Raw genomic sequence first — 23,376 nt, forward strand, 5'->3', positions numbered from 1 at the left:
GAGTTGTCCGCAGTGCCTCCTCAGCGCCGGAAAATAGTTCCACCCAACACCACCAGCAAGGCCCGTAAGAAGGTCGCCGGATCGAACCGACCTCCGAGCGGAGAACCTGCACATGTGCAGGATTCTGCTATTCACGAAGCGTCTCCAGCTGCGAATGCGTCCGGAGTAGGTCCCTCCGGCGGTACAGAAGCGGCCGACACGACGTCCCCTGCGACGCCGAAGGTGTCCACTGCGAAGGCTGAGAAAGCAGACCCGGCAGAGCCCGTCGATGCTCCGAAAGTCGGCGCTGTCACCACTTCGAAACGAACCAACTGGAAACCGGTGATCGTCGTCGGCATAGTCGCCGTCGTCCTGGCCGCCTTTGCAGTGGTTGCGGCGTTTCGGCCTGGTGCGACGATCGACAACCAGGCATGGGTGGATCAGGGCGCAACATCAGAGGCCACTCGTGCTGCGACGGACGCCGTCGTTACTTTGTACTCGTACAAAGATACGACCATCGACGAGGATTTCGACAGGGCGCGAACCTACCTCAATCCACAGATGCTCTCCGATTTCAACGAGGCGGCCGAGACGACGAAGTCGGCTGTTCAGCAGACTCGGACAGCGACAGAGGCCAGCTTGACCGACATCGGCGTCACGATCCTCGAGGACGACATGGCTGAACTGGTTGCGAACTTGAATGTCAGTGCGACTCGAGAAGGTGTAGCGCAAGGCAACGCCGAAGGACCGATCACCATCAACCTCGAGAAGGTCGACGGGAAGTGGCTGTTGTCGGCACTGTCGGACAAGTAGATCTTTCGTCGGATCGTGGCCGATCCGTGCATGTGATCGGATACACGCAGAAGAGCCGTCCAATCGGCGGTTAACATCGCGACTGCGTCCTGCAGTGGGGCGAGCTCTGGTTGCTCGAGGTCGCCGCAGGGGTGCGCGGGCGGCCAGGGGCGGGTTTCGCGAGATCACGGAGCAGTCATGACCGACACGACAATTGCACGAGTTTCAACGCAGTCCTCCGGGAGGATCGGATTTTCGAAGCGGGTGAACCCCGAGCTGATGCGGCTGTTGAGCGCCGTCGACCTGGACACCGAGTACGTCCGAGGCGACGGCACAGTCTTGTTCGACGCCGAAGGTCGAAGCTATCTCGATTTCGCGGGCGCTTATGGAGCCTTGCCTTTCGGGCACAATCCGCGAGCTGTGTGGCAGGCGATGGACGCCGTACGCAACAGCGGTGAGGCCATCTTCGTGCAACCGGCGGTGCTCTCCGCAGCCGGAGATCTTGCGTCGAGTCTGGTTTCTGTCGCGCCTGCAGGCCTGGGGCGGGTCACGTTTGTCAACAGTGGCGCCGAGGCGGTTGAGGTCGCCATCAAGATCGCACGATCAGCGACAGGGCGACTGGGAGTTCTCAGCACCCACAACAGCTTTCACGGAAAGACCCTCGGCGCACTGTCGGCCACCGGAAACGCCAAGTATCAGGCGGGCTTCGGCGCTCCGGCCCCCGGGTTTGCCGCTATTGCGTTCGGTGACAGTGACGCGCTGAGCGCAGCGCTCACCGACAATCCAGATCAATACGCGGTGTTCGTGGTCGAACCCATCCAGGGGGAGGGTGGGGTGATCACGCCACCGGAGGGATACCTGCGTCGCGTACGTGAAATCTGCTCTGCGCATGGAGTTCTCATGGCAGTGGACGAAGTGCAGACCGGCCTGGGGCGAACTGGAAGTCTGTTCGCGTGTGAACACGAATCGGTAGTTCCGGACATTCTGACGCTTGCCAAGGCTCTGGGCGGCGGCGTTCTGCCCAGTGGCGCAGTGCTGTGCAAGCCTGAGTTGGTTGGCGAAAGCTTTTCTCTCCGTCACACTTCGACGTTCGCCGGAAATGCCTTGACCGCTCGTGTCGGAGTGGCCGTGGTGAATGAATTGATTGCCGACAGTCAAGCGCTGGTCCGAAGAGTCCGGGACTGCGGTGAGGTGTTGAAGAGTGAATTGGAAAGGGTCGCACGGAAGTATCCGTCGGTCGTCACCGATGTTCGTGGGCGTGGACTTCTCCTCGGCGTCGAGCTGACGGGCGACATCAATTTCGTGGGTGTGCAGTCGCTCCTCGGCTCCATCGCACATCAGGAGAACCTTGCAGTGATGATCTCCTCCTACCTGTCACGGGTCGAAGGAATACGCCTCGCGCCGACGCTGTTCGGGGCGCGGGTACTTCGTGTCGAGCCACCACTGACCGTGTCGGACTCCGAATGCCGTCAGTTCGTGGAAGCTTTGGATCGCGCTCTCGCCTTCGTGGCAGAGGGTGATCTGGGCGGCCTGATCGGCCACCTCGTCGGACGGCCGGCCAAAGCGGAGCCGACGGTACATCCGACCGGGGGGCGGCGGATCCCACACATACCGGCACTGGAGAACGACCACCGATTCGGCTTCATCGCGCACCCCTTGAACTTGGAGGTATTCGGTGCGTTCGATCCGACTCTTGTCGAACTCACACACGCGGAACGAGCGGAACTGTTGAATCGTTTCGCTTCGGCAACCTCGGAATTGAATCCGTCACCGTTCGTCATCGGAAGTGGCCGAGTCGTTCCGACTTCAGGGGATGCCGCGCACGGGTACCTGATCGGATTGCCGTACACCTCGGCGGCTCTGCTCAAGCTGCCGCCCGAGGTAGCTGTGGCATCGGTAGCGGCGGCGGTGGAGTTGGCCTTCGACGCGGGAGCCGAAGTTGTGGGTTTGGGTGGTTATTCGTCTGTGGTCACCGCCAACGGTCTGGCGCTCGGTGAGATGTCGGGCGTCGTGACGACGGGAAATTCGTTCACCGCGGCAGCCAGTATCCGCGCGGTGCGACGTGTCTGCGCTGAGCGTGGGCTCGACCTTGCAGATCTTCGAGTGACCATCCTCGGTGCCGCGGGTGCGATCGGTCGGACGATTGCGCGAGCTCTGGCGCCCGACGTCGGCACCGTCACTTTGGTGGGCCGCCCCGGCGAACGAGGCCAGATTGCCCCGAAACTGTGGGATGCCGCAATCGAAATCGCAGCAGCCGCGCGTGGCGGGAGAGGTGCACTGGCCGATGCGGCAGAGCGGGCAGGTGGATCGGTCGACGACTTGATCGAATCAGGGCATCTGGAATTCTTCGACGACCCGGCGGCGGGCGTAGCGCACGCACATATCGTGATCGCGGCGACGTCGGCCCCCCACGCGCTGATCGAAGCAGCAGACCTGGCTCCGAACGCGATTGTGTGTGACGTCGCTCAGCCGCCGAACATTCCGTACGACGTCGGCCTCGTCCGCCCGGACGTGACCGTGTTCGACGGTGGGATCGTGCGTCTGCCCGAGGGCTCGGACTTCGGCCTTACTTTCGGCCTCGCACCTGGCCTGACTTATGCATGCTTCGCCGAGACGATGTTGTTGTCGCTGTCGCGGCAATTCGAACTTCGTAGCCTCGGTACCGCTCTGGACGGTGCGAATGTCGAACGGCTCGGAGAGCTGGCCAACCGCTACGGTTTCGAACTGGCAGAGGCGACTCGCTGGCGCGAGTCGAAGTAGGGACGAGCCGGTAGCGGTGGTGACGGGTGGGCGTGGTCGAGTGGCGACTGCCCGCCCGGCACGTCGCGACCCGATCGCTTGAATGGCGCACTCAAGTCATCTGATCGTATGAATGGCACATCGAAGCGATGGTGGGGTGAGGTGCGCCTCGGTTCGACCAAACCGGACTGCAAAGCGCATGGAACGCGCATGGAACTCGGACTTCCCGCCCGGCCCTCTTGACGCGCGGGCGCGCAGGGTCCAGTCTTGTCGTCAGTAAGCACCCCCGCGGTGAACGACCGGAGTGTTCGGTCGGAACGCACGGTCTGCGACACGCCGTTCTGAAGGCCTCGCAGGTTCGAATCCCGGGTGCTACTTTTGATGCCCCTGTTGCGCCGTGCGCACATATGGGGTACCTTTGGACGTTGCGCTGGGTGCCTCCTGTCCACCTCTCGATTGCTGTGCTGCGAAGTGATTACTTCGTCGGTGTTGTGATGGGGATTCGTTCGGGTTGTGACCAGCGAATTCGCCCCACATTAAGCAAGCAGATACAGCGGCGGTCGCACTGCACGAGCGGCCCGCGTGAGGTGCTGGAAGGACGCATCTTGGCAGTCTCTAGCCAGACCAAGGCAGTTGTCGGAACACCGGGAGCCCCGAGGAGGGTTTCGTTCGCGAATATTCGCGAGCCGTTGGAGGTACCCGGTCTCCTAGATGTACAGACGGACTCTTTCGAATGGCTGGTAGGTGCGCAGAGTTGGCGCGACCGTGCCGCCGCGCGCGGAGACAGTGGTGTCTCCGGCGGTCTCGAGGACATCCTGACCGAGCTGTCCCCGATCGAGGACTTCTCGGGATCTATGTCCCTTTCCTTCTCTGATCCACGGTTCGACGAGGTCAAAGCCTCGATGGACGAGTGCAAAGACAAGGACATGACGTACGCGGCGCCATTGTTCGTGACGGCCGAGTTCATCAACAACAACACCGGTGAGATCAAGAGCCAGACGGTCTTCATGGGTGATTTCCCCATGATGACCGGCAAGGGCACGTTCATCATCAACGGCACCGAGCGTGTCGTCGTCTCCCAGCTCGTCCGCTCTCCAGGCGTCTACTTCGATCATTCGGTCGACAAGACGACGGAGAAGGACCTGCACAGCGTCAAGGTTATTCCTGGTCGCGGTGCCTGGTTGGAGTTCGACGTCGACAAGCGCGACACCGTCGGTGTTCGTATCGACCGTAAGCGTCGCCAGCCCGTCACGGTGCTGCTGAAGGCTCTCGGCTGGTCCACGGAGCAGATCACGGAGCGCTTCGGCTTCTCCGAGATCCTCATGGCCACGCTGGAGAAGGACAACACAGCCGGTACCGACGAGGCGCTTCTCGATATCTACCGCAAGTTGCGTCCAGGCGAGCCTCCCACGAAGGAGAGCGCGCAGACGCTCCTGGAGAACTTGTTCTTCAAGGACAAGCGCTACGACCTCGCTCGCGTGGGTCGTTACAAGATCAACAAGAAGCTCGGCCTCAATGCAGGTCAGCCGATCGTCGCTTCGACGCTCACTGAAGAAGACATCGTCGCCACCATCGAGTACCTCGTGCGTTTGCACGCAGGTGACACCTCGATGACGGCACCGGATGGTGTCGAGGTTCCCGTGGAGGTCGACGATATCGACCACTTCGGTAATCGTCGTCTCCGTACCGTCGGTGAGCTGATTCAGAACCAGATCCGCGTGGGGCTTTCCCGCATGGAGCGCGTCGTTCGCGAGCGTATGACGACTCAGGATGTCGAGGCCATCACGCCGCAGACTCTGATCAACATCCGTCCCGTCGTCGCTGCGATCAAGGAGTTCTTCGGAACCTCCCAGCTGTCGCAGTTCATGGACCAGAACAACCCGCTGTCGGGTCTGACGCACAAGCGTCGCCTGTCGGCTCTCGGACCGGGTGGTCTCTCCCGTGAGCGTGCCGGCCTCGAGGTCCGTGACGTTCACCCGTCGCACTACGGCCGCATGTGCCCCATCGAGACCCCTGAAGGCCCGAACATCGGCCTGATCGGCTCGCTTTCGGTATATGCACGGGTCAACCCGTTCGGCTTCATCGAGACTCCGTACCGCAAGGTCGTCGACGGCCAGGTCACCGACGATGTCGATTACCTGACTGCCGATGAAGAGGATCGCCACACGCTCGCACAGGCCAACGCGCCTCTGGACGACAGCGACCATTTCGTCGAGGACAAGATCCTTGTTCGCCGTAAGGGTGGCGAAGTCGAGTTCGTGTCGTCTTCGGACATCGACTACATGGACGTTTCACCGCGCCAGATGGTCTCGGTCGCAACCGCGATGATTCCGTTCCTCGAGCACGACGATGCCAACCGTGCCCTGATGGGTGCGAACATGCAGCGTCAGGCTGTTCCGCTGGTACGCAGCGAATCGCCGATCGTCGGTACCGGCATGGAACTGCGCGCCGCAGTCGATGCAGGTGACGTCGTGATCAGCGAGATGACCGGTGTGGTCGAAGAGGTCTCCGCCGACTACGTCACGGTCATGGCCGACGACGGTAGCCGCAAGACCTACCGGATGCGTAAGTTTGCGCGTTCCAACCAGGGCACGTGTGCCAACCAGCGTCCGATCGTGGACGAGGGGCAGCGCGTCGAGTCCGGTCAGGTCCTCGCCGACGGCCCGTGCACCGAAGACGGTGAAATGGCGCTCGGCAAGAACCTGCTCGTGGCGATCATGCCGTGGGAAGGCCACAACTACGAGGACGCGATCATTCTTTCGCAGCGTCTCGTGGAAGAGGACGTTCTCACCTCGATTCACATCGAGGAGCACGAGATCGATGCTCGCGACACCAAGCTCGGTGCCGAGGAGATCACTCGCGACATTCCGAACGTGTCCGACGAGGTCCTTGCTGACCTGGACGAGCGTGGCATCATCCGTATCGGTGCAGAGGTTCGTGACGGCGACGTGCTGGTCGGAAAGGTCACGCCGAAGGGCGAGACCGAGCTGACCCCGGAAGAGCGTCTCCTGCGTGCCATCTTCGGTGAGAAGGCTCGCGAGGTTCGCGATACTTCCCTGAAGGTTCCGCACGGCGAGAACGGAAAGGTCATCGGCATTCGCGTGTTCTCACGCGACGACGACGACGATCTGCCTCCCGGCGTCAACGAGCTGGTTCGCGTGTACGTCGCCCAGAAGCGCAAGATTCAGGACGGCGACAAGCTCGCAGGCCGGCACGGTAACAAGGGCGTCATCGGCAAGATCCTCCCGCAGGAGGACATGCCTTTCCTGTCCGACGGCACCCCGATCGACATCATCCTCAACACTCACGGCGTTCCGCGTCGTATGAACATCGGTCAGATCTTGGAGACCCACCTCGGGTGGATCGGCAAGACCGGCTGGAATGTTCAAGTGGCCACGGACGGCACCCGGCCCGATTGGGCCGAGCGTCTTCCGGAGGAGATGCTCTCGGCACCCGCGGACAGCAATATCGCTACCCCGGTGTTCGACGGCGCCAAGGAGAATCAGCTGACCGGCCTGCTGGCCAGCACGATTCCCAACCGCGACGGCGAGCAGATGGTCGGACCGGACGGAAAGGCCACCTTGTTCGACGGCCGTTCCGGCGAGCCGTTCCCGTACCCGGTGTCCGTGGGCTACATGTACATCATCAAGCTGCACCACTTGGTCGACGACAAGATCCACGCTCGTTCGACCGGGCCGTACTCGATGATCACGCAGCAGCCCCTCGGCGGTAAAGCGCAGTTCGGTGGACAGCGCTTCGGTGAGATGGAGTGCTGGGCCATGCAGGCCTACGGCGCTGCGTACACGCTGCAGGAGCTTCTCACCATCAAGTCGGACGACGTTGTCGGCCGCGTGAAGGTGTACGAAGCGATCGTCAAGGGCGAGAACATTCCCGAGCCCGGTATCCCCGAGTCCTTCAAGGTGCTCCTCAAGGAGCTCCAGTCACTGTGCCTCAATGTGGAGGTGCTGTCCTCGGACGGCGCTGCCATCACGATGGCCGACGGTGACGACGAGGACCTCGAGCGTGCCGCGGCCAATCTGGGAATCAACCTCTCCCGCAACGAAGCTGCAACGGTCGACGACCTCGCTCAGTAGTTCTACGGTCCTCGGGCCTGCGGTTATCGCAGGCCCGAGGGCGCTCTTTCTCATATGACTGTTCTCAATGGCAGTTTGGTACAACACCCATAACGGGGAAAGGAAGTTACGTGCTCGACGTCAACTTCTTCGATGAACTTCGCATTGGCCTCGCCACTGCGGACGACATCCGTCAGTGGTCCTACGGTGAGGTCAAAAAGCCGGAGACTATCAACTACCGCACGCTCAAGCCCGAGAAGGACGGCCTCTTCTGCGAGAAGATCTTCGGCCCCACTCGGGACTGGGAGTGCTACTGCGGTAAGTACAAGCGTGTCCGGTTCAAGGGCATCATCTGTGAGCGTTGTGGCGTCGAGGTCACTCGCGCCAAGGTGCGTCGTGAGCGCATGGGTCACATCGAACTCGCCGCTCCCGTCACGCACATCTGGTACTTCAAGGGTGTGCCGTCACGTCTGGGCTACCTGCTCGACCTGGCTCCGAAAGATCTCGAAAAGATCATCTACTTCGCCGCCTACGTCATCACGACGGTCGACGACGAGCTCCGTCACAACGAGCTCTCGACTCTCGAGGCCGAGATGGAGGTCGAGAAGAAGTCTGTCGCCGATCAGCGTGACGCCGACCTCGAAGCTCGTGCGCAGAAGCTCGAGGCCGACATCGCCGAGCTCGAAGCAGAGGGTGCCAAGTCGGACGTACGTCGCAAGGTGAAGGACGGCGGCGAGCGCGAAATGCGTCAGCTGCGCGATCGTTCGCAGCGCGAGCTGGATCGTCTGGAAGAGATCTGGACTACGTTCACGAAGCTGACTCCGAAGCAGCTCATCGTCGACGAGCTCATCTACCGCGAGCTCATCGACAGGTACGGCGAGTACTTCACCGGCGCCATGGGTGCCGAGTCGATCCAGAAGCTCATGCAGACCTTCGACATCGACGCCGAGGCAGAGTCGCTGCGTGAAACCATTCGTAGCGGCAAGGGCCAGAAGAAGCTTCGCGCGCTCAAGCGTCTGAAGGTCGTCGCGGCCTTCCAGAACAACCGCAACTCGCCGATGGGCATGGTTCTCGATGCTGTTCCGGTCATCCCACCGGAGCTTCGCCCGATGGTTCAGCTCGACGGTGGACGTTTCGCGACGTCCGACCTCAACGACTTGTACCGCCGTGTCATCAACCGCAACAACCGCCTCAAGCGTCTGATCGATCTCGGTGCTCCCGAGATCATCGTCAACAACGAGAAGCGGATGCTGCAGGAGTCGGTCGACGCACTGTTCGACAACGGCCGACGTGGACGTCCGGTCACCGGACCGGGTAACCGTCCGCTGAAGTCGCTGTCCGACTTGCTCAAGGGCAAGCAGGGCCGCTTCCGCCAGAACCTCCTCGGCAAGCGCGTCGACTACTCTGGTCGTTCCGTGATCGTCGTCGGTCCTCAGCTCAAGCTGCACCAGTGTGGTCTGCCGAAGCTGATGGCACTCGAGCTGTTCAAGCCGTTCGTGATGAAGCGCCTGGTCGATCTCAACCACGCGCAGAACATCAAGTCGGCCAAGCGCATGGTCGAGCGTCAGCGTCCGCAGGTGTGGGATGTCCTCGAAGAGGTCATCGCAGAGCACCCGGTGCTGCTGAACCGTGCACCTACCCTGCACAGGTTGGGCATCCAGGCGTTCGAGCCACAGCTCGTCGAGGGCAAGGCAATCCAGCTGCACCCGCTCGTGTGTGAGGCGTTCAACGCCGACTTCGACGGTGACCAGATGGCTGTTCACCTGCCGCTGTCCGCAGAGGCTCAGGCCGAGGCACGCATCTTGATGCTGTCCTCGAACAACATCCTCTCGCCTGCGTCGGGTCGCCCGCTCGCCATGCCGCGTCTTGACATGGTCACGGGTCTGTTCCACCTGACTCGTCTCGACGACGGCGCCATCGGTGAACGTGCCGACGCCAAGACGGACCATGCCGAGTTCGGTGCGTACTCCAGCCCGGCCGAGGCTCAGATGGCCGTCGATCGTGGTTCGCTCACCGTGCAGTCGTTGATCAAGGTTCGGTTGACGCTGCAGCGTCCGCCGCGCGACATCGAGACCGAGCGTTTCCCCGACGGTTGGCGTCGTGGAGAGTCTTGGATCGCGGAAACGACATTGGGACGCGTTCTCTTCAACGAGCTGCTCCCGGCGGACTACCCGTTCGTCAACGAGCAGATGCCGAAGAAGCGTCAGGCGACGATCATCAACGATCTCGCTGAGCGTTACCCGATGATCGTTGTTGCGCAGACCGTCGACAAGCTGAAGGACACTGGCTTCTACTGGGCCACGCGTTCGGGTGTCACGATCTCCATCTCCGACGTCCTCGTGCCGCCGGAGAAGCCGGCGATCATGGAGACCTTCGAGGCGCAGGCCGATCAGATCGAGAAGAAGTACCAGCGTGGCGCACTCGACAAGATCGAGCGCAACTCTGCCTTGGTCAAGATCTGGCAGGACGCGACCGAGCAGGTCGGTAAGGCCATGGAGGCGCACTTCCCCGACGACAACCCCATCCCGATGATCGTGAAGTCCGGTGCAGCCGGAAACATGACTCAGGTGCGGTCGCTCGCCGGCATGAAGGGCCTGGTGACCAACCCGAAGGGTGAGTTCATCCCGCGTCCGATCAAGTCTTCCTTCAAGGAAGGCCTGACGGTCCTCGAGTACTTCATCAACACGCACGGTGCTCGTAAGGGTCTGGCGGACACGGCACTTCGTACCGCCGACTCGGGCTACCTGACCCGTCGTCTCGTCGACGTCTCGCAGGATGTCATCGTTCGGGAAACCGACTGTGGCACCGAGCGTGGCATCAACACGATCATCGCCGAGAAGCTCGCCGATGGCACGATGATCCGCGACGCTCACGTCGAGACCAGCACGTACGCCCGCACGTTGGCGAGCGATGCTGTCGACGCGAACGGCACGGTCATCGTCTCTCGTGGACATGACCTCGGCGATCCGGCCATCGACGCGTTGCTCGAAGCGGGCGTCACGTCGGTCAAGGTTCGTTCGGTCCTGACCTGCACCACCGGCACCGGCGTCTGCGCCACGTGCTACGGCCGTTCGATGGCCACCGGCAAGTTGGTCGACATCGGTGAAGCCGTCGGTATCGTCGCCGCACAGTCGATCGGTGAGCCCGGTACTCAGCTGACCATGCGTACCTTCCACCAGGGTGGTGTCGCCGGAGATGACATCACCGGTGGTCTGCCTCGCGTCCAGGAACTGTTCGAGGCACGTGTGCCGAAGGGCAAGGCTCCGATCGCGGACGTGTCGGGTCGCATCCAGCTCGAGGACGGCGATCGTTTCTACAAGATCACCATCGTCCCGGACGACGGCGGTGAGGAGGTTGTCTACGACAAGCTCTCCAAGCGTCAGCGTCTGCGTGCTTTCAAGCACGACGACGGCACCGAGCGACTTCTGTCGGACGGTGACCACGTCGAGGTCGGCCAGCAGCTCATGGAAGGTGCTGCCGATCCGCACGAGGTTCTGCGCGTGATGGGTCCTCGCCAGGTACAGATTCACCTGGTCAACGAGGTCCAGGAGGTGTACCGGTCGCAGGGTGTGTCGATTCACGACAAGCACATCGAGACGATCGTGCGCCAGATGCTCCGTCGTGTCACGATCATCGACTCCGGCTCCACCGAATTCCTGCCCGGTTCACTCACCGAGCGCAGCGAATTCGAGGCGTCGAACCGTCGCGTCGTGTCCGAAGGTGGCGAGCCCGCAGCCGGTCGTCCGGTCCTGATGGGTATCACCAAGGCCTCGCTGGCAACCGATTCGTGGCTGTCTGCAGCGTCCTTCCAGGAGACCACTCGTGTGCTTACCGATGCGGCTATCAACTGCCGTAGCGACAAGCTCATAGGTCTCAAGGAGAACGTCATCATCGGAAAGCTCATCCCGGCTGGTACCGGTATCAACCGGTACCGGAACATCCAGGTGCAGCCGACCGAAGAGGCGCGTGCCGCGGCATATGCGGTGCCGTCGTACGACGATCAGTACTACAGCCCGGATGGCTTCGGAGCCAACACCGGCGCAGCAGTGCCGCTCGACGACTACGGCTTCTCCAACGAGTACCGCTAGCCAGTAACGTAAAAGCCCCGCACTCCGACTTCGGTCGGGAGGCGGGGCTTTTTCGTACGGTAACGAATCAAGCCCCGCACCCCGACTTCGGTCGGGAGGCGGGGCTTTTTCGTGCGCGGGTGTGGCCGGGCTCCAGCGGAACTACCGCCCGTCGGCGATCACTTTCGCGATGTTCCGTTCGGCGAGTGCGGTGATGGTGAGCGAGGGGTTGGCTGCGCCCGTACTGCCGGGGATCAGGGCGCCGTCGACGACGTAGAGTCCGTCGTGCCCTTTGACGCGTCCGTATGAGTCGGTGACGTCGCCGAGGACCGCACCACCGAGTGGGTGGGCGGTGAAGGTGTCGTCGACGTCGCGGGTGAACGGTTCCGCGGAGACCACGGTGCCGCCGGCCTGAGCCATCTTGTTCTGTACTGCGCGTAGTGCTTCGACGGTGTCACGGCTGCCGCCCTTCGGCCAGTTGAGCGTCATCGAGTCGGTGGCGGCGTTGTAACGGAAGTCGGCCCGGAGTGGGTCGATGGTCATGCCGAGCGAGCCGATGAAGCCGAGATCGATGGGTACACCGGGGACATACCAGTTCTCGACGGTGAGGGGGAGTCCGGAGTCGTCGACGATTCGGGACGCGCATGGTGCGCCCTGCGGTACGCCTGCAGCAGGTCCGAGTGATCGCGTCATCGAGGCGTCACCGTTGGTGCCCCAGCCGCGACCGACGAACTCGTTCAGATTGTCCAAGGTGCCGGTGGCTTGTGCACGCACGAGAAGCTCTGTGGTGCCGATGGATCCGGCTCCGAGCACGAGTTTGTCGCACGTTAGGGTACGAGTTTCGAGAACGTTGCCTTCGGGGTCGAGGCGTCGTACCTCGACGCGGTAGCGGCCACCGGATTCACTGCCGATCGAGGCGACTTCGTGGCTGTGGCAGACGGTTGCTCGTCCAGTGTTTTCCGCCTGTGGGATGTAGTTCTGGGTCAGGTCGTGTTTGGCGCCGTTCGAGTTTCCGAAGGTGCTTGCTCCGACGGTTGCGGACGGGCGGGACCGTCCGGTCATTTCGTCGCGCAGGACGTTCCAGTTCCAGTTGCCGTCGACTCGTTCGGGTTGGTAACCGGCGCGTCGGGCGTGGTCGTCCCAGGTTCGAGAGTGCGCGAAATTTGCGCTGTTGTAGATGTCGTCGGGCATCTGCGACGGCATCAGCATCGATCGGGCCTTGGGGTACCAGGTTCCGGCCATGTCGTCGTAGCTGAGCCTGCCGCCGAAGGAGAGGTCGAAGAATCGGCGTTCCGGTGCGATCGTGACGCCGGTGTAGACGATGGATCCTCCGCCGACAGCGGCGCCGCGCCAGACGGAGAGGTTCTCGAAACGGGTCGTGTCGAGTACCCCGCCGAACCTGTCGACGGGCCCTACCGGTAGGCCGGTGATATTGGTGAAAGAGTCTTGTTGCCACAGGCCACGGCCGTCGGCTGTCATGTCGGCGGTGAAGATTTCGCGCCATGGGTCTCGTGGCCAGCGCAGACCGCGTTCGAGGACGGTGACCTGACTACCGGCCTGCGCGAGGCGCAACGCGGCCGCGCTGGCACCGAAGCCGGAACCGATGACGATGACCGACGAGTGCTCCGGCGGTCGTGGCGGTTCGGCGAAGAGTTCTGGGACGAGTGACCGGATGGAGCCGACGCCGATGGGGATCGCGTGTGCTCGTGTTCCGGAAAGAAGTGGAGGTGCGGTAAGTCCAACGAGCCCTGCTGCGGCCAGTTGAAGAAGTTGCCTGCGTTTCACGTGTGTTTGTCCCCTGAAGTCGATCGCGGCTCGTCGGCCATTGTTCCTCATCGGGCAGGGGAAAAGCGACTGGTCTTCCGGATTACGCGAGATTTGTCAGGAGCGGAGCTTGCGGAGTGACCGGGTTTGTCAGGAGCGGAGCTTGCGGAGTGACCGGGTTTGCCAGCTGTTCCACAGGTGTGCCTGGGACACTGGCGCGAATGATCATCGTTCTGGGGGCCGTACTGGTAGCTGTCGCATTGCTGGGCATTGCCGCGCATTTTCTTGATTCGACGGGTCAGCTCATGCTTGTTGTTGCCGCGCTTGCTCGTCTTCTGATGGTGTGGTCCGTTCCGGGTGCTGTGCTTCTCGGGGTGGGTGTCGGGTGGTGGGGCGTCGTGTTCGGGTCGTTGGTTGTCGCAGTTGCGTTCTCGACTCAGTTCCCATTGGTTCGGTCGCGGCTTCGTAAGCGCAGTGTTCAGGGCACGCCGTTCGGTGTGATGAGTGCCAACATCCTGCTCGGTGAGGCTGATGCGGGTGCTCTTGTGGCTGCGGTCGATACTCACGCGCCCGATGTGTTGACAGTGGTCGAGTTGACTCGTTCGGCGCACGAGGGGCTCGTTGCGGCTGGAATTCTCGAACGCCTTCCGTACACGTTTGTCAGCCCTGCGTCAGGTGGAAACGGAACCGGTATCTATTCGCGATATCCCATCGGTGACGAGACTCGGCACGATGGCTACATCACCGAATTGCTCTCGGCGCGCGTGCAGGTCCCGGACGGTCCGTGGCCGCTCGTGTTTGCGGTGCACCCGGTGCCGCCGTGGCCACGGCACCCATCGTCGTGGGTGCGCGAACTTGCCGCGCTACGGCAGCTGATGGAGAAGATCCCTCTCGATGATGGCCCGGTGGTGGTGTCGGGGGACTTCAATGCGACGTTCGACCACAAGCGGTACCGCGACTTGCTGAGCGATCGTTACCGTGACGCGGCGTTGGAGGTCGGCGCTGGTCATTTGGCTACGTATTCTGCGGATGCGTGGTACCCGCCGTTGATAGCGATCGACCATATTCTTGTCAGCGATGCCGCTGTGATCGACGTAGGAGTCGTCGAGCTCCCTGGCTCCGATCACCGTGGCATTCGCGCGGACTTGCGACTACGCGCGCCCTGAGGCGCTGCCGTCAGCCTTGTTGGGCGTAGTCCGGGAGTTCTTGGACGGCCCATTTGTTTCCGTCGGGATCGGCGAAGAACACGAACTTGCCCCATCCCAAGTCGACGACGGGGTCGATGTCGAGGCCTGCTGCGATGAGGGTATTGCGTGCATCCTCGGCGCTGGCGACGACGACCTGCATGCCCTCGACGCTTCCCGGTGCCGCTGTGGTGATGCCTTCGCCGATGGCGATGGAGCACGCCGATCCGGGTGGTGTCAGTTGTACGAAGCGGATTCCGTCCGTCGGCCGCTCGTCGTGGTCTGCGTGGAATCCGATTTTGACGTAGAAGTCCTTGGCTCGGTCGACGTCGCTCACCGGGATCATGACGAGTTCGAGTTTGATGTCCATGTTTCGTTCGCTCCCTTTCGTTGTGGTGACAGCAAGCCTGCCAAGTATTGCGGACAGTTTCGGTCCGCGATCCGAATTTTCGTTAGGTGAACACTGCTGGCCGGAGAAATATGCACGACCGATCGACTGTTGATGCTGGTGTGCTTCTGTCCATACTCGATCGCTCCCGCACGAGGACAGGTTTCGACGACGCTTCCGCTTCGGCCGACTCGATCGAGCGCGCTGTCCACGCCGAACAGCTTGGTTACCATAGGTTTTGGGTGGCAGAGCATCACGGGGTTCCCGGTATGGCCAGTGGTGCCCCGTCGGTGTTGCTGGCGGCAATCGGTGCTCACACCTCGCGGATTCGGCTCGGTTCCGGCGGTGTCATGTTGCCGAACCATCAGCCGTTCGTCGTCGCCGAGCAGTTCGCGATGCTCGCCGCTCTCTACCCGGGACGTGTCGACGTGGGTGTCGGGCGCTCGCTCGGCTTCACCGAACCTGTCCGCCGCGCGCTCCGAACCGGTCGTGAGGAAGCGGATACGTTTGCCGACGATCTCGCCGAACTCTCGGGATTTCTCGACGGGACGGGCCCGGTGACGGTCAGGCCGGCGGTGCCTGCCCCACCGATGTACGTCCTGGCAACAGGGAAGGGCTTGGCGATAGCAGCGAAAGCGGGATTGCCCGTGGTGGTCGGCGGCCCGATTCTCTGGGGCGACGGTGCCGAGATCGCAGCCTATCGACGTCAGTTCCGTGCGACCGAGCTCACGCCGAACCCCCGCGTCATCGTCTCGCTCGACGTCATGATCGCTGACTCGGCGGCCCGCGCTCGCGAGTTGATGCTGCCCGAGGCCTGGGCAATGGCTCAATCGAGGAATACCGGAGAGTTTCCACCGCTCGTTCCGACCCGAGAAATCGATCTCGACGCTGCGCCCACTCGAACGAGGGAGCGGGTGGAACGTTCGATCGACTCGTCGGTGCACGGCACCGCTCACGAGGTTGCCATTCGGCTCGAGGAGTTGATCGAGCGCACCGACGCCGACGAGATTCTGGCGTCGACGTCGACGTTCGACCGAACCGCGCTGGCAGTCGCCGACGCCGAATTGCGGCAGCTGTTTGCTCCTTCGCTGTCGAGCTGAGCCATCGCCGAGTGAAGGTGTTGCGCAGTACAGTGAGAAAGAGCCGAAATCAGCCACCGGAGAGGTCGTCATGGCAGGCAAGAAGCTGGACAGAGTTCATGCACAATCCGCGCTCGAGACCGTGCGTGAGAACCCGCTTATCGCGGTGATCGCTGCGGCGCCTGCTCTGGTCGTATTCGGGCTCGTGTGGTGGCTCGCCGGATTCGGAACCGCAGTGGTTCTACTTCTGGCGATCGGCGTCGTCGGCCTGGTCGTTGCCAAGTTGCGCGGCTAGTCCGTCGTTTCTCGGGGGACATGGAACTGCGTGAGCGTGCCCATGCCCGGCCCCAGGTCGGCCCATGGCGCTGTGGTGGTCAACACAGCGATGGCTGACGTCGGGAACTTCATGGTGATGGCGTCGATTGCCGAGGACTTGTTTTCCGACGCCAGTTCCAGTGCTGTCCAGGGGATTCCGGGTGCGTGTCCAACGATGAGCAGGGTCGAAATGGCAGCTTCGGTCAGCGTGGCTTCCTCGAAAATTTCTTCGGGAGAGCCGCCGTAGATCCGTTGTTCGAATCGCACCGGTGCATCGATGCCCGTCGCGAGCAAGGTTTCTCGGGTGCGGGTGGCCGTGGAGCATATGACGGTGTCGATGTTGCCGACGTTCTCGGCGATCCAGCGGCCTGCGAGTGCCGCCTCGCGCTGACCGCGTTCTGCGAGGGGGCGATCGTGATCCGGCGTCCCTTCCGGGTAGCCGGATTTACCATGTCGCATGAGTACGAGGGTGCGCAGTTCGGCCATCGATCCACCGTATCGGGCCGGGGCCACCACTTCCATATGCTCGTGCAGTGGAGGTCGCGATGCAGACCGCAGGGTGCGCACCTGCTATCTTGAACGCCGTTCAAGTTTGCGCTCACAAGGAGTCGTCATGGCAGGTCTCGAAGGTGCACAGGGCTCGGCAGCGTCCAGTTCCGAATCAGTGTCAGGTTCCGAATCAGTGTCAGGTTCCGAAGCAGTGTCCGGTTCCAAGGTAAGGATTTCGGCACGGGACATGGCGCAGATAGCCGTCTTCGCCGCGCTGCTGGCCGCCCTGGGACTCCCCGGCGCAATCACGGTGGGTTTCAGTGGCGTTCCCATCACGCTCCAGACCCTCGGCGTCATCCTCGCCGGTGCGATCCTCGGTGCCCGCAAAGGCACGGCCGCCGTCGTGGTGTTCATCGCGCTGACCCTCATCGGGCTGCCTTTGCTGTCCGGTGGACGCACCGGCCTGACAGCACTCGCCGGCCCCAGTGCCGGATATCTCATCGGGTGGATCCCGGCGGCATTCGTCACCGGCCTGCTGACGGCTCTCATCCTCCCGAAATATCCGATAGCGCTCGGTTTGGCGATCAATGCACTCGGCGCAATCGTGATCATCTACATTTTCGGCACGATCGGCCTGTTGCTGCGCACCGACATCGGCGTGTGGGGCGCGATCTCCACCAACTTCGCATTCATCCCTGGTGACCTGGTCAAGGTTGTCATCGGCGCCGTCGTCGCCAAAAGTGTGCACCGAGCGTATCCCGGTTTGATTCGTTCGTGAGTCTGCTTCTGGGCGGGCGCGGGTCACGGCTCGCGATCGACTGGAACGGGCGAGCACTCACCTACGAACAGCTCGACGCCGCCATCGATCGATGGCCGCAGTCCCGAATGCACGACGCGTCGGAGTTGGATCTTCCCGATGCCCTGATCTGTGTGTTCGCCGCAGCGCGTCAGGGAGCAGCGGTGCGAGTGGAGAATCAGGCCGCCAGGCCGGTCCACGGGAACGCGGATCCCGCCGCGTTCCTGCTCGTTGCGACGTCGGGTTCGACCGGCAGGCCGCGCGCGCTGGCTCGCACTGCTGCGTCGTGGACCGACAGCTTCGCCGAGTTCTCGTCGATCACGGGCATCACCGCTGCTGATCGAGTGTTGATCACCGGACCTTTGCACGCCACGATGCATCTGTTCGCGGCCGTTCATGCTCTGTGGATCGGTGCCTGTGTCACGGACGATCGTGCGAGTGCGACAGTGGCTCACGCCGTCCCAGCGGTCCTTCGCGATCTTCTCGATCGAGCACCGGCGCTCCGCCTCGCCGTTGTGGCAGGTACGGCCCTGGATGCGGGAGCACAGGAACGCGCGCACGGCATCGAACTCGTCGAGTACTACGGGGCAGCAGAGCTGTCCCTGGTCGCCGCGCGTCGGGTGCCGGAACCGTTGACGTTGCTGGCGGGCCTCGAAGCGGAGGTTCGCGACGGGCTTCTGTTCGTGCGGTCGCCGTACCGGGTCCTCGGAGCTCCTGAGTGGTTCGGTGTCGGGGACCTGGCCGAGCTCGGGCCGAATCGGCAGCTCGTCGTGCGCGGTCGCGGTGATGCCGCAGTCAACGTGGGCGGAACTACGGTGATCGCGGAGGATGTCGAGCTGGTGCTGGATTCGATCGACGGTGTCCGGGCTTCGGCTGTCGTCGGAACTCCGCATTCGGTGCTCGGTGCGACGGTGACTGCTGTTGTGGAGCTTCACGACGGGGCGGATGTGGATTACGTCAAGGCCGAGGCCCGTGGACGCTTGTTCCGTGAGGCCGTGCCCAGGCGCTGGATCGTCGTCCCGGCTCTGCCGCGTACCGGTAGCGGCAAGATCGCTCGTGCGCGGGTGACAGACTCGATCTCATGACCTCCGCTCCAGTTCTCGTCGCTCCGTGGCGGACCCCGATCGGTACGGCCGGTCACGGATTTGCCGATCTGACGACGACCGACCTCGCTGCGCCGGTGTTGCGTGCGTGTTTGGCGTCGTTGCGTGAATCGGGGTGCGAGGACGCAGTGGACGACGTGGTTCTCGGCAATTGTCTGGGGCCCGGTGGCGATCCGGCCCGTATTGCTGCACTGAGCGCCGGACTCGGCGTCGAGGTGCCGGGAGTGACGGTCGATCGGCAGTGCGGTTCGGGACTCGATGCGGTGATGCAGGCCGCGATGCGGGTGCGCAGCGGGGACGAGAGCGTGATCCTTGCGGGCGGAGTCGAATCGGCGAGTACCGCACCGTGGCGGTTCTGGCCACCGCAGGCAGGATCGGAACCAGTTCGCTACACCCGCGCACCCTTTGCACCCGACAGCTTTCCGGACCCGGACATGGGCGTCGCTGCCGACGATCTTGCTCGCCGTCGAGGTATCGACCGTGTTCGCCTGGACGCATATGCCGCACGGTCACACCGGCTTGCCGCCGAATCGGATTTCACGTCCGAGATCGTGCCGATCGCCGGGATCGAGCGAGATCAGCGCATCAGATCGAATATGACCGCCGAACGGCTGGCGCGGCTTCGCCCGAGTTTCTCGCAGTCGGGTACCGGTACAGCCGGCAACTCGTGCGGAATCTCCGACGGCGCAGCGGCGCTCGCGATCACCACCGAATCGCGCGCGAAAGGCCTTCCAGCGCTGCGTGTTCTGGGCGCGGCTGTCGCCGGCTCGGATCCGGCATTGCCCGGCCTCGGGCCGGTTCCCGCTATCGAGAAGGTGTTGCGTCGAACGGGCGTCGCCCTGTCCGATGTGGGAGTTGTGGAGATCACCGAGGCTTTCGCGGCGGTGGTACTCGCGGTGTCGGACGAACTGGGGCTCGACGAAAACCTGCTGTGCCCGCAGGGTGGAGCCATTGCGATGGGTCACCCGTGGGGGGCTTCGGGCGCGATCCTGTTGGTGCGCTTGGCCTCTCAGATGCTGGCTGACGGTGGCCCCGAGTTGGGGTTGGCTGCGTGCGCCATCGGCGGCGGACAAGGGATTGCGATGATCGTGGAGCGTGCATGGTGAGTGAAGTGGTGTTCGAGGGTGTCAAGCACGCGTTCGGTGATCGTGAGGTGTTGCGCGGCATCGACCTTCGGTTCAGTGAGCGGCGTGTGGGGATCATCGGTTCCAACGGCTCGGGTAAGTCCACACTGGCTCGGATGATCAACGGTCTGTTGGCGCCGACGTCGGGGACCGTGACCGTCGACGGTGTGGACGCATCCAGGAAGGGCGCGCAGGTCCGTAAGAAGGTCGGCTTCGTCTTCACCGATCCCGATACGCAGATCGTCATGCCTACAGTCTCGGAGGATCTCGCGTTCTCGCTGCGCCGTTCGGGACTGAGCAAGGCCGAGATCGCCGAACGTGTGCACGAGATCCTGGCGCGATTCCGCCTCGACCACCACGCAGAGCATCCGTCCCATCTGTTGTCCGGCGGGCAGAAGCAGCTCCTGGCAATCGGAGCCGTCCTCATCCGGCGCCCCGAGGTCGTCATTGCCGACGAGCCGACGACGCTCCTCGATCTGCGCAACGCCCGCGTCGTTGCCGAGGCACTCGATTCGATGGATCAGCAAGTGATCGTCGTGACGCATCATCTAGCGCTGCTGGACAGCTTCGAGCGCGTCATCGTCATCGACGACGGGCTCGTCGCGTTCGACGGCACCCCGGAAGATGCGGTTCCCGCGTATCGGGAACTCGTCGAATGATCGGCTTGTATCGGCCGGGGACGTCGTTCCTGCACCGATTGCCCGCGGGGGTGAAGCTGCTCTTGCTCATCACCTCGATCGTGACCGCTACCGTCGTAGTCCGGACGCCGATTCAGGTAGGCATCGTCGCTGCGCTGGTCGCGGCACTGTTCTTCCTTGCTCGTATACCTGTGAAAGTTGCTCTCGCCCAATTGCGCCCGATCATCTGGATGCTGCTGATCATCGGCGTCTTCCAAGTGATAATCACCTCTCCCGCTCGTGCGGTCGTGGTGTGCGGCGTTCTGCTGATCTCGGTGGCATTGGCCGCACTGGTCACGCTCACCACGCGGGTGACCGACATGCTCGATACCGTCACCCGCGCTCTGGGGCCGCTGCGCAGATTCGGCGTCGACCCCGACCGGATCGGCCTCATGCTCGTCCTGGCGATCAGATGCATACCTATTCTCGCGACGATCGTGCACGAGGTCGCCGAGGCACGGAAAGCGCGAGGCCTGCAATGGTCCATGACCGCACTCGTGACGCCCGTGCTGGTCCGTGCGCTGCGAACCGCGGACGCGATGGGCGATGCCCTCGTCGCGCGGGGTGTCGACGATGACTGAGGTTCTCCAGTGAGCGAACTGCTGCCCGATCGGATCGCGCGGCATATCCGCGACAAGCCTTCCTCTCTCGCCGTCGTCGACCGGCGAAGCGCAGTGACGTACGGCGAGTTGGGTGAGCTGGTCACTGCCACGGCGGCAGGCATGTCGGGAATGCGAAGAGTGGCCGTGCTGCCGACGTCGGACATCGGGTCGCTCGTAGCCGTGACCGCGGCGATGGCGTCGGGAATCGGTGTGGTACTTCTGCATCGCCACCTGCTGCCCGAGCAGTTCGCCCGCGTGCTGTCTCTGACGCAACCCGATGTTGTTCTGGCAGCACCGAATCAGCACGCGCGGCTGCGGAGGATGGGTGCCGAGGCCCCGACTTGTGTCGACAGCATCCAGATCGAGGGTGTTCGGACCGGGGGCGCTGCCGATGACGACAGTGAACTCCTCATCGGAATCACCTCGGGCACCACGGGGGAACCCAAACTGTTCGTTCGTGATCAACGCTCCTGGGCCCGAACCCTCGACCGTTCCGATTCGACGTTCGACATCCGTGCGGGTGATCGCGTGGCGACGCCGGGGGTGCTCGATCACACGCACTTCCTCTACGGTGCGCTGCACGGACTCACCCGAGGCGCGATCGTCGACCTCCGGCCGGTGGGCAAGTCGCTTCCCAGCGGCACGACACACCTGTATTCGGTTCCAACAATTGCCTGGGATGTGGTGCGATCCGGGATCGGACCGGTGCCGAGCGTGCGCGAAGTGCTCTCCAGCGCAGCGCGGTGGCCGTCCTCCGGCAGATCGGCGCTGCAGGAGGCACTCCCGAATGCCTCGATCGTGCACTTCTACGGAGCGTCGGAGTTGAGTTTCGTCTCCTTCGACCGCGGCATCGCCCCAGGGCCGGGGACATTGTTCGACGGCGTCGACGTCGAGATCAGGGACGCGATCGTGCATGTGCGCAGTGGCATGCTGTTCGACGGCTACCTCACCGAGGACGGTGTGGCCGGCGGCCCCGTCGACGGATGGATGACCGTGGGGGACCGGGGAAGACTCGGAAGCGGTGAAAATCTGGACGGCGGTGAAAATCTGGAGCGCTGTCAAAGTCTCGAGGGCCGCACGGGCAGTCTCGGGAGCAGGCAGTTGACGTTACTCGGCAGGGACACCGACATTCTGATTCGGGCGGGCCTGAATGTGGAGTTGGCTCCCATCGAGGCCGCGTTCACTGCGATTCCGGGAATTGTGGAGGCAGCGTGCGTCGGAGTCCCGGACGCCCGCATGGGTCAAGTTCCCGCAGTGGTGATCGTGAAAGGGGCGAACCCGCCGTCGAACGCCGACATCTGGCGGCACCTGCGCCGAGAGCTACCGAGCCCTAGCATTCCGGTTCGGATTCTGACGCTCGAACAGTTGCCGCGGACGCCGCGGGGCAAGGTCGATCTTCAGGAGATCGGGGCAATCTTCGCGACCGTCCGGACTGCGCCGTCGACGACGAACCAGACTGTGAGCGAACCACTTTCGTAGCGGTGCCGAATGGCAACCTGTTCTTTACCGAGAACCGGGTACAGGTACTCGATGACGGCCCGGTGTGGTCCGGCGACGAGATCGGGGTAATCGACCAGGAACTCCTCGACGGCATGCCAGTATGCCGCATTGTTGACGTGATCGAACGAGTCGATGTCGGTGGCGCGCAACGGAAACTGGATATCGGTGGCCGCCTCGGACGGAACCGGCTCGGTGAGCCATGCCTTCCATTTGAGTCGGTGCTGATCGGTGGTGCGTGCAAGCATGTCGAGGGCATCGTCGCTAATCCGTGTCGGCATACCGGTCTTCGCGCTGATGCTTATCCAGAAGCCCTCGGTTTCGATGGAACCGCCCTTGCCGGTCGACATCGAGACCCGCATGTTGGACCAACGAGTCGACATCGACGAACACCAGCGCCGCAGGTGAATGTGGTCGGGAAACTGTACGGGTTCATGGACGTCGATGACCGTACGTCGAACGATCCAGAAAGGATCGGTGAGACCGAGAGGTGTCGCTGCGAGATTGTCCGAGCCGATGTCCTGCAGGTAGCGAGCGATTCCGTCGAAGCGCAAGCGGCCGGCTGGGGCGACATCACCGGTACGTATCGGCCAATCGGTTTCGAACCCTTCACCTTCGGCAGGTAGTGGTGCCAGGGCGTCGTCGAAGCCCGCTGGCTCTACGGTTCCGGCATTGTCCACGTGTGTCGCTCCTTGTTACCGGTGGGTT

Annotated in this window: 17 protein-coding genes; 13 read left to right on the forward strand and 4 right to left on the reverse strand. The window is 63.0% G+C overall.

Annotated elements, in window-relative coordinates:
• Positions 1–12: 12 nt before the first annotated feature.
• The 4 genes from E5720_RS14330 to E5720_RS14345 all read left to right on the forward strand — a co-directional run bounded on the left by E5720_RS14330 (position 13) and on the right by E5720_RS14345 (position 11,671).
• Entirely contained in the window at positions 13–792 is a 780-nt protein-coding gene (locus E5720_RS14330; protein WP_136171199.1) for a hypothetical protein, read from the forward strand.
• Positions 793–969: 177 nt separating this feature from the next.
• On the forward strand, positions 970–3,531 hold the full coding sequence (locus tag E5720_RS14335) for an aminotransferase class III-fold pyridoxal phosphate-dependent enzyme (RefSeq protein ID WP_136171200.1): 2,562 nt from the start codon (positions 970–972) through the stop codon (positions 3,529–3,531).
• A 566-nt stretch (positions 3,532–4,097) separates the two neighbouring features.
• The gene (rpoB, locus tag E5720_RS14340; protein ID WP_136171201.1) at positions 4,098–7,604 is read left to right on the forward strand and encodes a DNA-directed RNA polymerase subunit beta; all 3,507 of its coding nucleotides are present in this window, start codon (positions 4,098–4,100) and stop codon (positions 7,602–7,604) included.
• 110 nt (positions 7,605–7,714) lie between these two features.
• Positions 7,715–11,671 carry a DNA-directed RNA polymerase subunit beta' gene (locus E5720_RS14345; RefSeq protein ID WP_136171202.1) on the forward strand — a complete coding sequence of 1,319 codons (3,957 nt, stop codon included), beginning with the start codon at positions 7,715–7,717 and terminating at the stop codon, positions 11,669–11,671.
• Positions 11,672–11,812: 141 nt separating this feature from the next.
• Here E5720_RS14345 and E5720_RS14350 read toward each other — a convergent pair whose 3' ends face one another.
• Positions 11,813–13,435 (reverse strand): GMC oxidoreductase, encoded by a 1,623-nt coding sequence (locus E5720_RS14350; protein WP_136171203.1) that lies wholly within the window; start codon positions 13,433–13,435, stop codon positions 11,813–11,815.
• Positions 13,436–13,635: 200 nt separating this feature from the next.
• On the opposite strand from E5720_RS14350, the gene E5720_RS14355 reads away from it, so the two are divergent.
• Positions 13,636–14,580, forward strand: coding sequence for an endonuclease/exonuclease/phosphatase family protein (locus E5720_RS14355; RefSeq protein ID WP_136171204.1), 945 nt, complete (start codon positions 13,636–13,638; stop codon positions 14,578–14,580).
• Positions 14,581–14,590: 10 nt separating this feature from the next.
• On the opposite strand, the gene E5720_RS14360 is transcribed toward E5720_RS14355, so the two are convergent.
• Positions 14,591–14,968: a VOC family protein gene (locus E5720_RS14360; RefSeq protein ID WP_136171205.1), complete on the reverse strand. Its 378-nt coding sequence runs from the start codon at positions 14,966–14,968 to the stop codon at positions 14,591–14,593.
• A 140-nt stretch (positions 14,969–15,108) separates the two neighbouring features.
• Between E5720_RS14360 and E5720_RS14365 the strand changes: the two genes are divergently transcribed.
• Positions 15,109–16,086: an MsnO8 family LLM class oxidoreductase gene (locus tag E5720_RS14365; RefSeq protein ID WP_210729872.1), complete on the forward strand. Its 978-nt coding sequence runs from the start codon at positions 15,109–15,111 to the stop codon at positions 16,084–16,086.
• Between the two features lie 70 nt (positions 16,087–16,156).
• A complete protein-coding gene (locus E5720_RS14370) occupies positions 16,157–16,360 on the forward strand; it encodes a hypothetical protein (protein ID WP_136171207.1) in 204 nt (67 codons plus the stop codon).
• Here the strand turns inward: E5720_RS14370 and E5720_RS14375 are convergent.
• Positions 16,357–16,866 carry a histidine phosphatase family protein gene (locus E5720_RS14375; RefSeq protein WP_136171208.1) on the reverse strand — a complete coding sequence of 170 codons (510 nt, stop codon included), beginning with the start codon at positions 16,864–16,866 and terminating at the stop codon, positions 16,357–16,359. The genes E5720_RS14370 and E5720_RS14375 overlap by 4 nt on opposite strands.
• A 196-nt stretch (positions 16,867–17,062) precedes the next feature.
• Between E5720_RS14375 and E5720_RS14380 the strand changes: the two genes are divergently transcribed.
• Genes E5720_RS14380 through E5720_RS14405 form a run of 6 tightly spaced genes read left to right on the forward strand, consistent with a single transcriptional unit; the run spans position 17,063 to position 22,650 of the window.
• A complete protein-coding gene (locus E5720_RS14380; protein ID WP_210730057.1) occupies positions 17,063–17,647 on the forward strand; it encodes a biotin transporter BioY in 585 nt (194 codons plus the stop codon).
• Positions 17,644–18,750 (forward strand): AMP-binding protein, encoded by a 1,107-nt coding sequence (locus tag E5720_RS14385; RefSeq protein WP_168708356.1) that lies wholly within the window; start codon positions 17,644–17,646, stop codon positions 18,748–18,750. Before E5720_RS14380 ends, E5720_RS14385 begins: the two co-directional genes overlap by 4 nt.
• Entirely contained in the window at positions 18,747–19,874 is a 1,128-nt protein-coding gene (locus tag E5720_RS14390) for a thiolase family protein (protein ID WP_136171209.1), read from the forward strand. Before E5720_RS14385 ends, E5720_RS14390 begins: the two co-directional genes overlap by 4 nt.
• Positions 19,871–20,551, forward strand: coding sequence for an ABC transporter ATP-binding protein (locus tag E5720_RS14395; RefSeq protein WP_136172712.1), 681 nt, complete (start codon positions 19,871–19,873; stop codon positions 20,549–20,551). The genes E5720_RS14390 and E5720_RS14395 overlap by 4 nt, the downstream gene beginning before the upstream one ends.
• Positions 20,548–21,150 (forward strand): energy-coupling factor transporter transmembrane protein EcfT, encoded by a 603-nt coding sequence (locus E5720_RS14400; RefSeq protein ID WP_136171210.1) that lies wholly within the window; start codon positions 20,548–20,550, stop codon positions 21,148–21,150. The genes E5720_RS14395 and E5720_RS14400 overlap by 4 nt, the downstream gene beginning before the upstream one ends.
• A 9-nt stretch (positions 21,151–21,159) precedes the next feature.
• Positions 21,160–22,650, forward strand: a complete 1,491-nt coding sequence (locus E5720_RS14405) for an AMP-binding protein (protein ID WP_136171211.1) — start codon at positions 21,160–21,162, stop codon at positions 22,648–22,650.
• Here the strand turns inward: E5720_RS14405 and E5720_RS14410 are convergent.
• The gene (locus E5720_RS14410; RefSeq protein WP_136171212.1) at positions 22,569–23,348 is read right to left on the reverse strand and encodes an acyl-ACP thioesterase domain-containing protein; all 780 of its coding nucleotides are present in this window, start codon (positions 23,346–23,348) and stop codon (positions 22,569–22,571) included. The genes E5720_RS14405 and E5720_RS14410 overlap by 82 nt on opposite strands.
• Positions 23,349–23,376: the final 28 nt, after the last annotated feature.

The sequence above is a fragment of the Rhodococcus sp. PAMC28707 genome (genome assembly GCF_004795915.1).
Lineage (GTDB): Bacteria > Actinomycetota > Actinomycetes > Mycobacteriales > Mycobacteriaceae > Rhodococcoides.

Excerpts from the sequence above, each read along its gene's own strand:
- E5720_RS14335 (WP_136171200.1), top strand. The coding sequence starts at position 970 with ATGACCGACACGACAATTGCACGAGTTTCAACGCAGTCCTCCGGGAGG.
- E5720_RS14355 (WP_136171204.1), top strand. The coding sequence starts at position 13,636 with ATGATCATCGTTCTGGGGGCCGTACTGGTAGCTGTCGCATTGCTGGGC.
- E5720_RS14360 (WP_136171205.1), bottom strand. The coding sequence starts at position 14,968 with ATGGACATCAAACTCGAACTCGTCATGATCCCGGTGAGCGACGTCGAC.
- E5720_RS14370 (WP_136171207.1), top strand. The coding sequence starts at position 16,157 with ATGGCAGGCAAGAAGCTGGACAGAGTTCATGCACAATCCGCGCTCGAG.
- E5720_RS14375 (WP_136171208.1), bottom strand. The coding sequence starts at position 16,866 with ATGGCCGAACTGCGCACCCTCGTACTCATGCGACATGGTAAATCCGGC.
- E5720_RS14390 (WP_136171209.1), top strand. The coding sequence starts at position 18,747 with ATGACCTCCGCTCCAGTTCTCGTCGCTCCGTGGCGGACCCCGATCGGT.
- E5720_RS14400 (WP_136171210.1), top strand. The coding sequence starts at position 20,548 with ATGATCGGCTTGTATCGGCCGGGGACGTCGTTCCTGCACCGATTGCCC.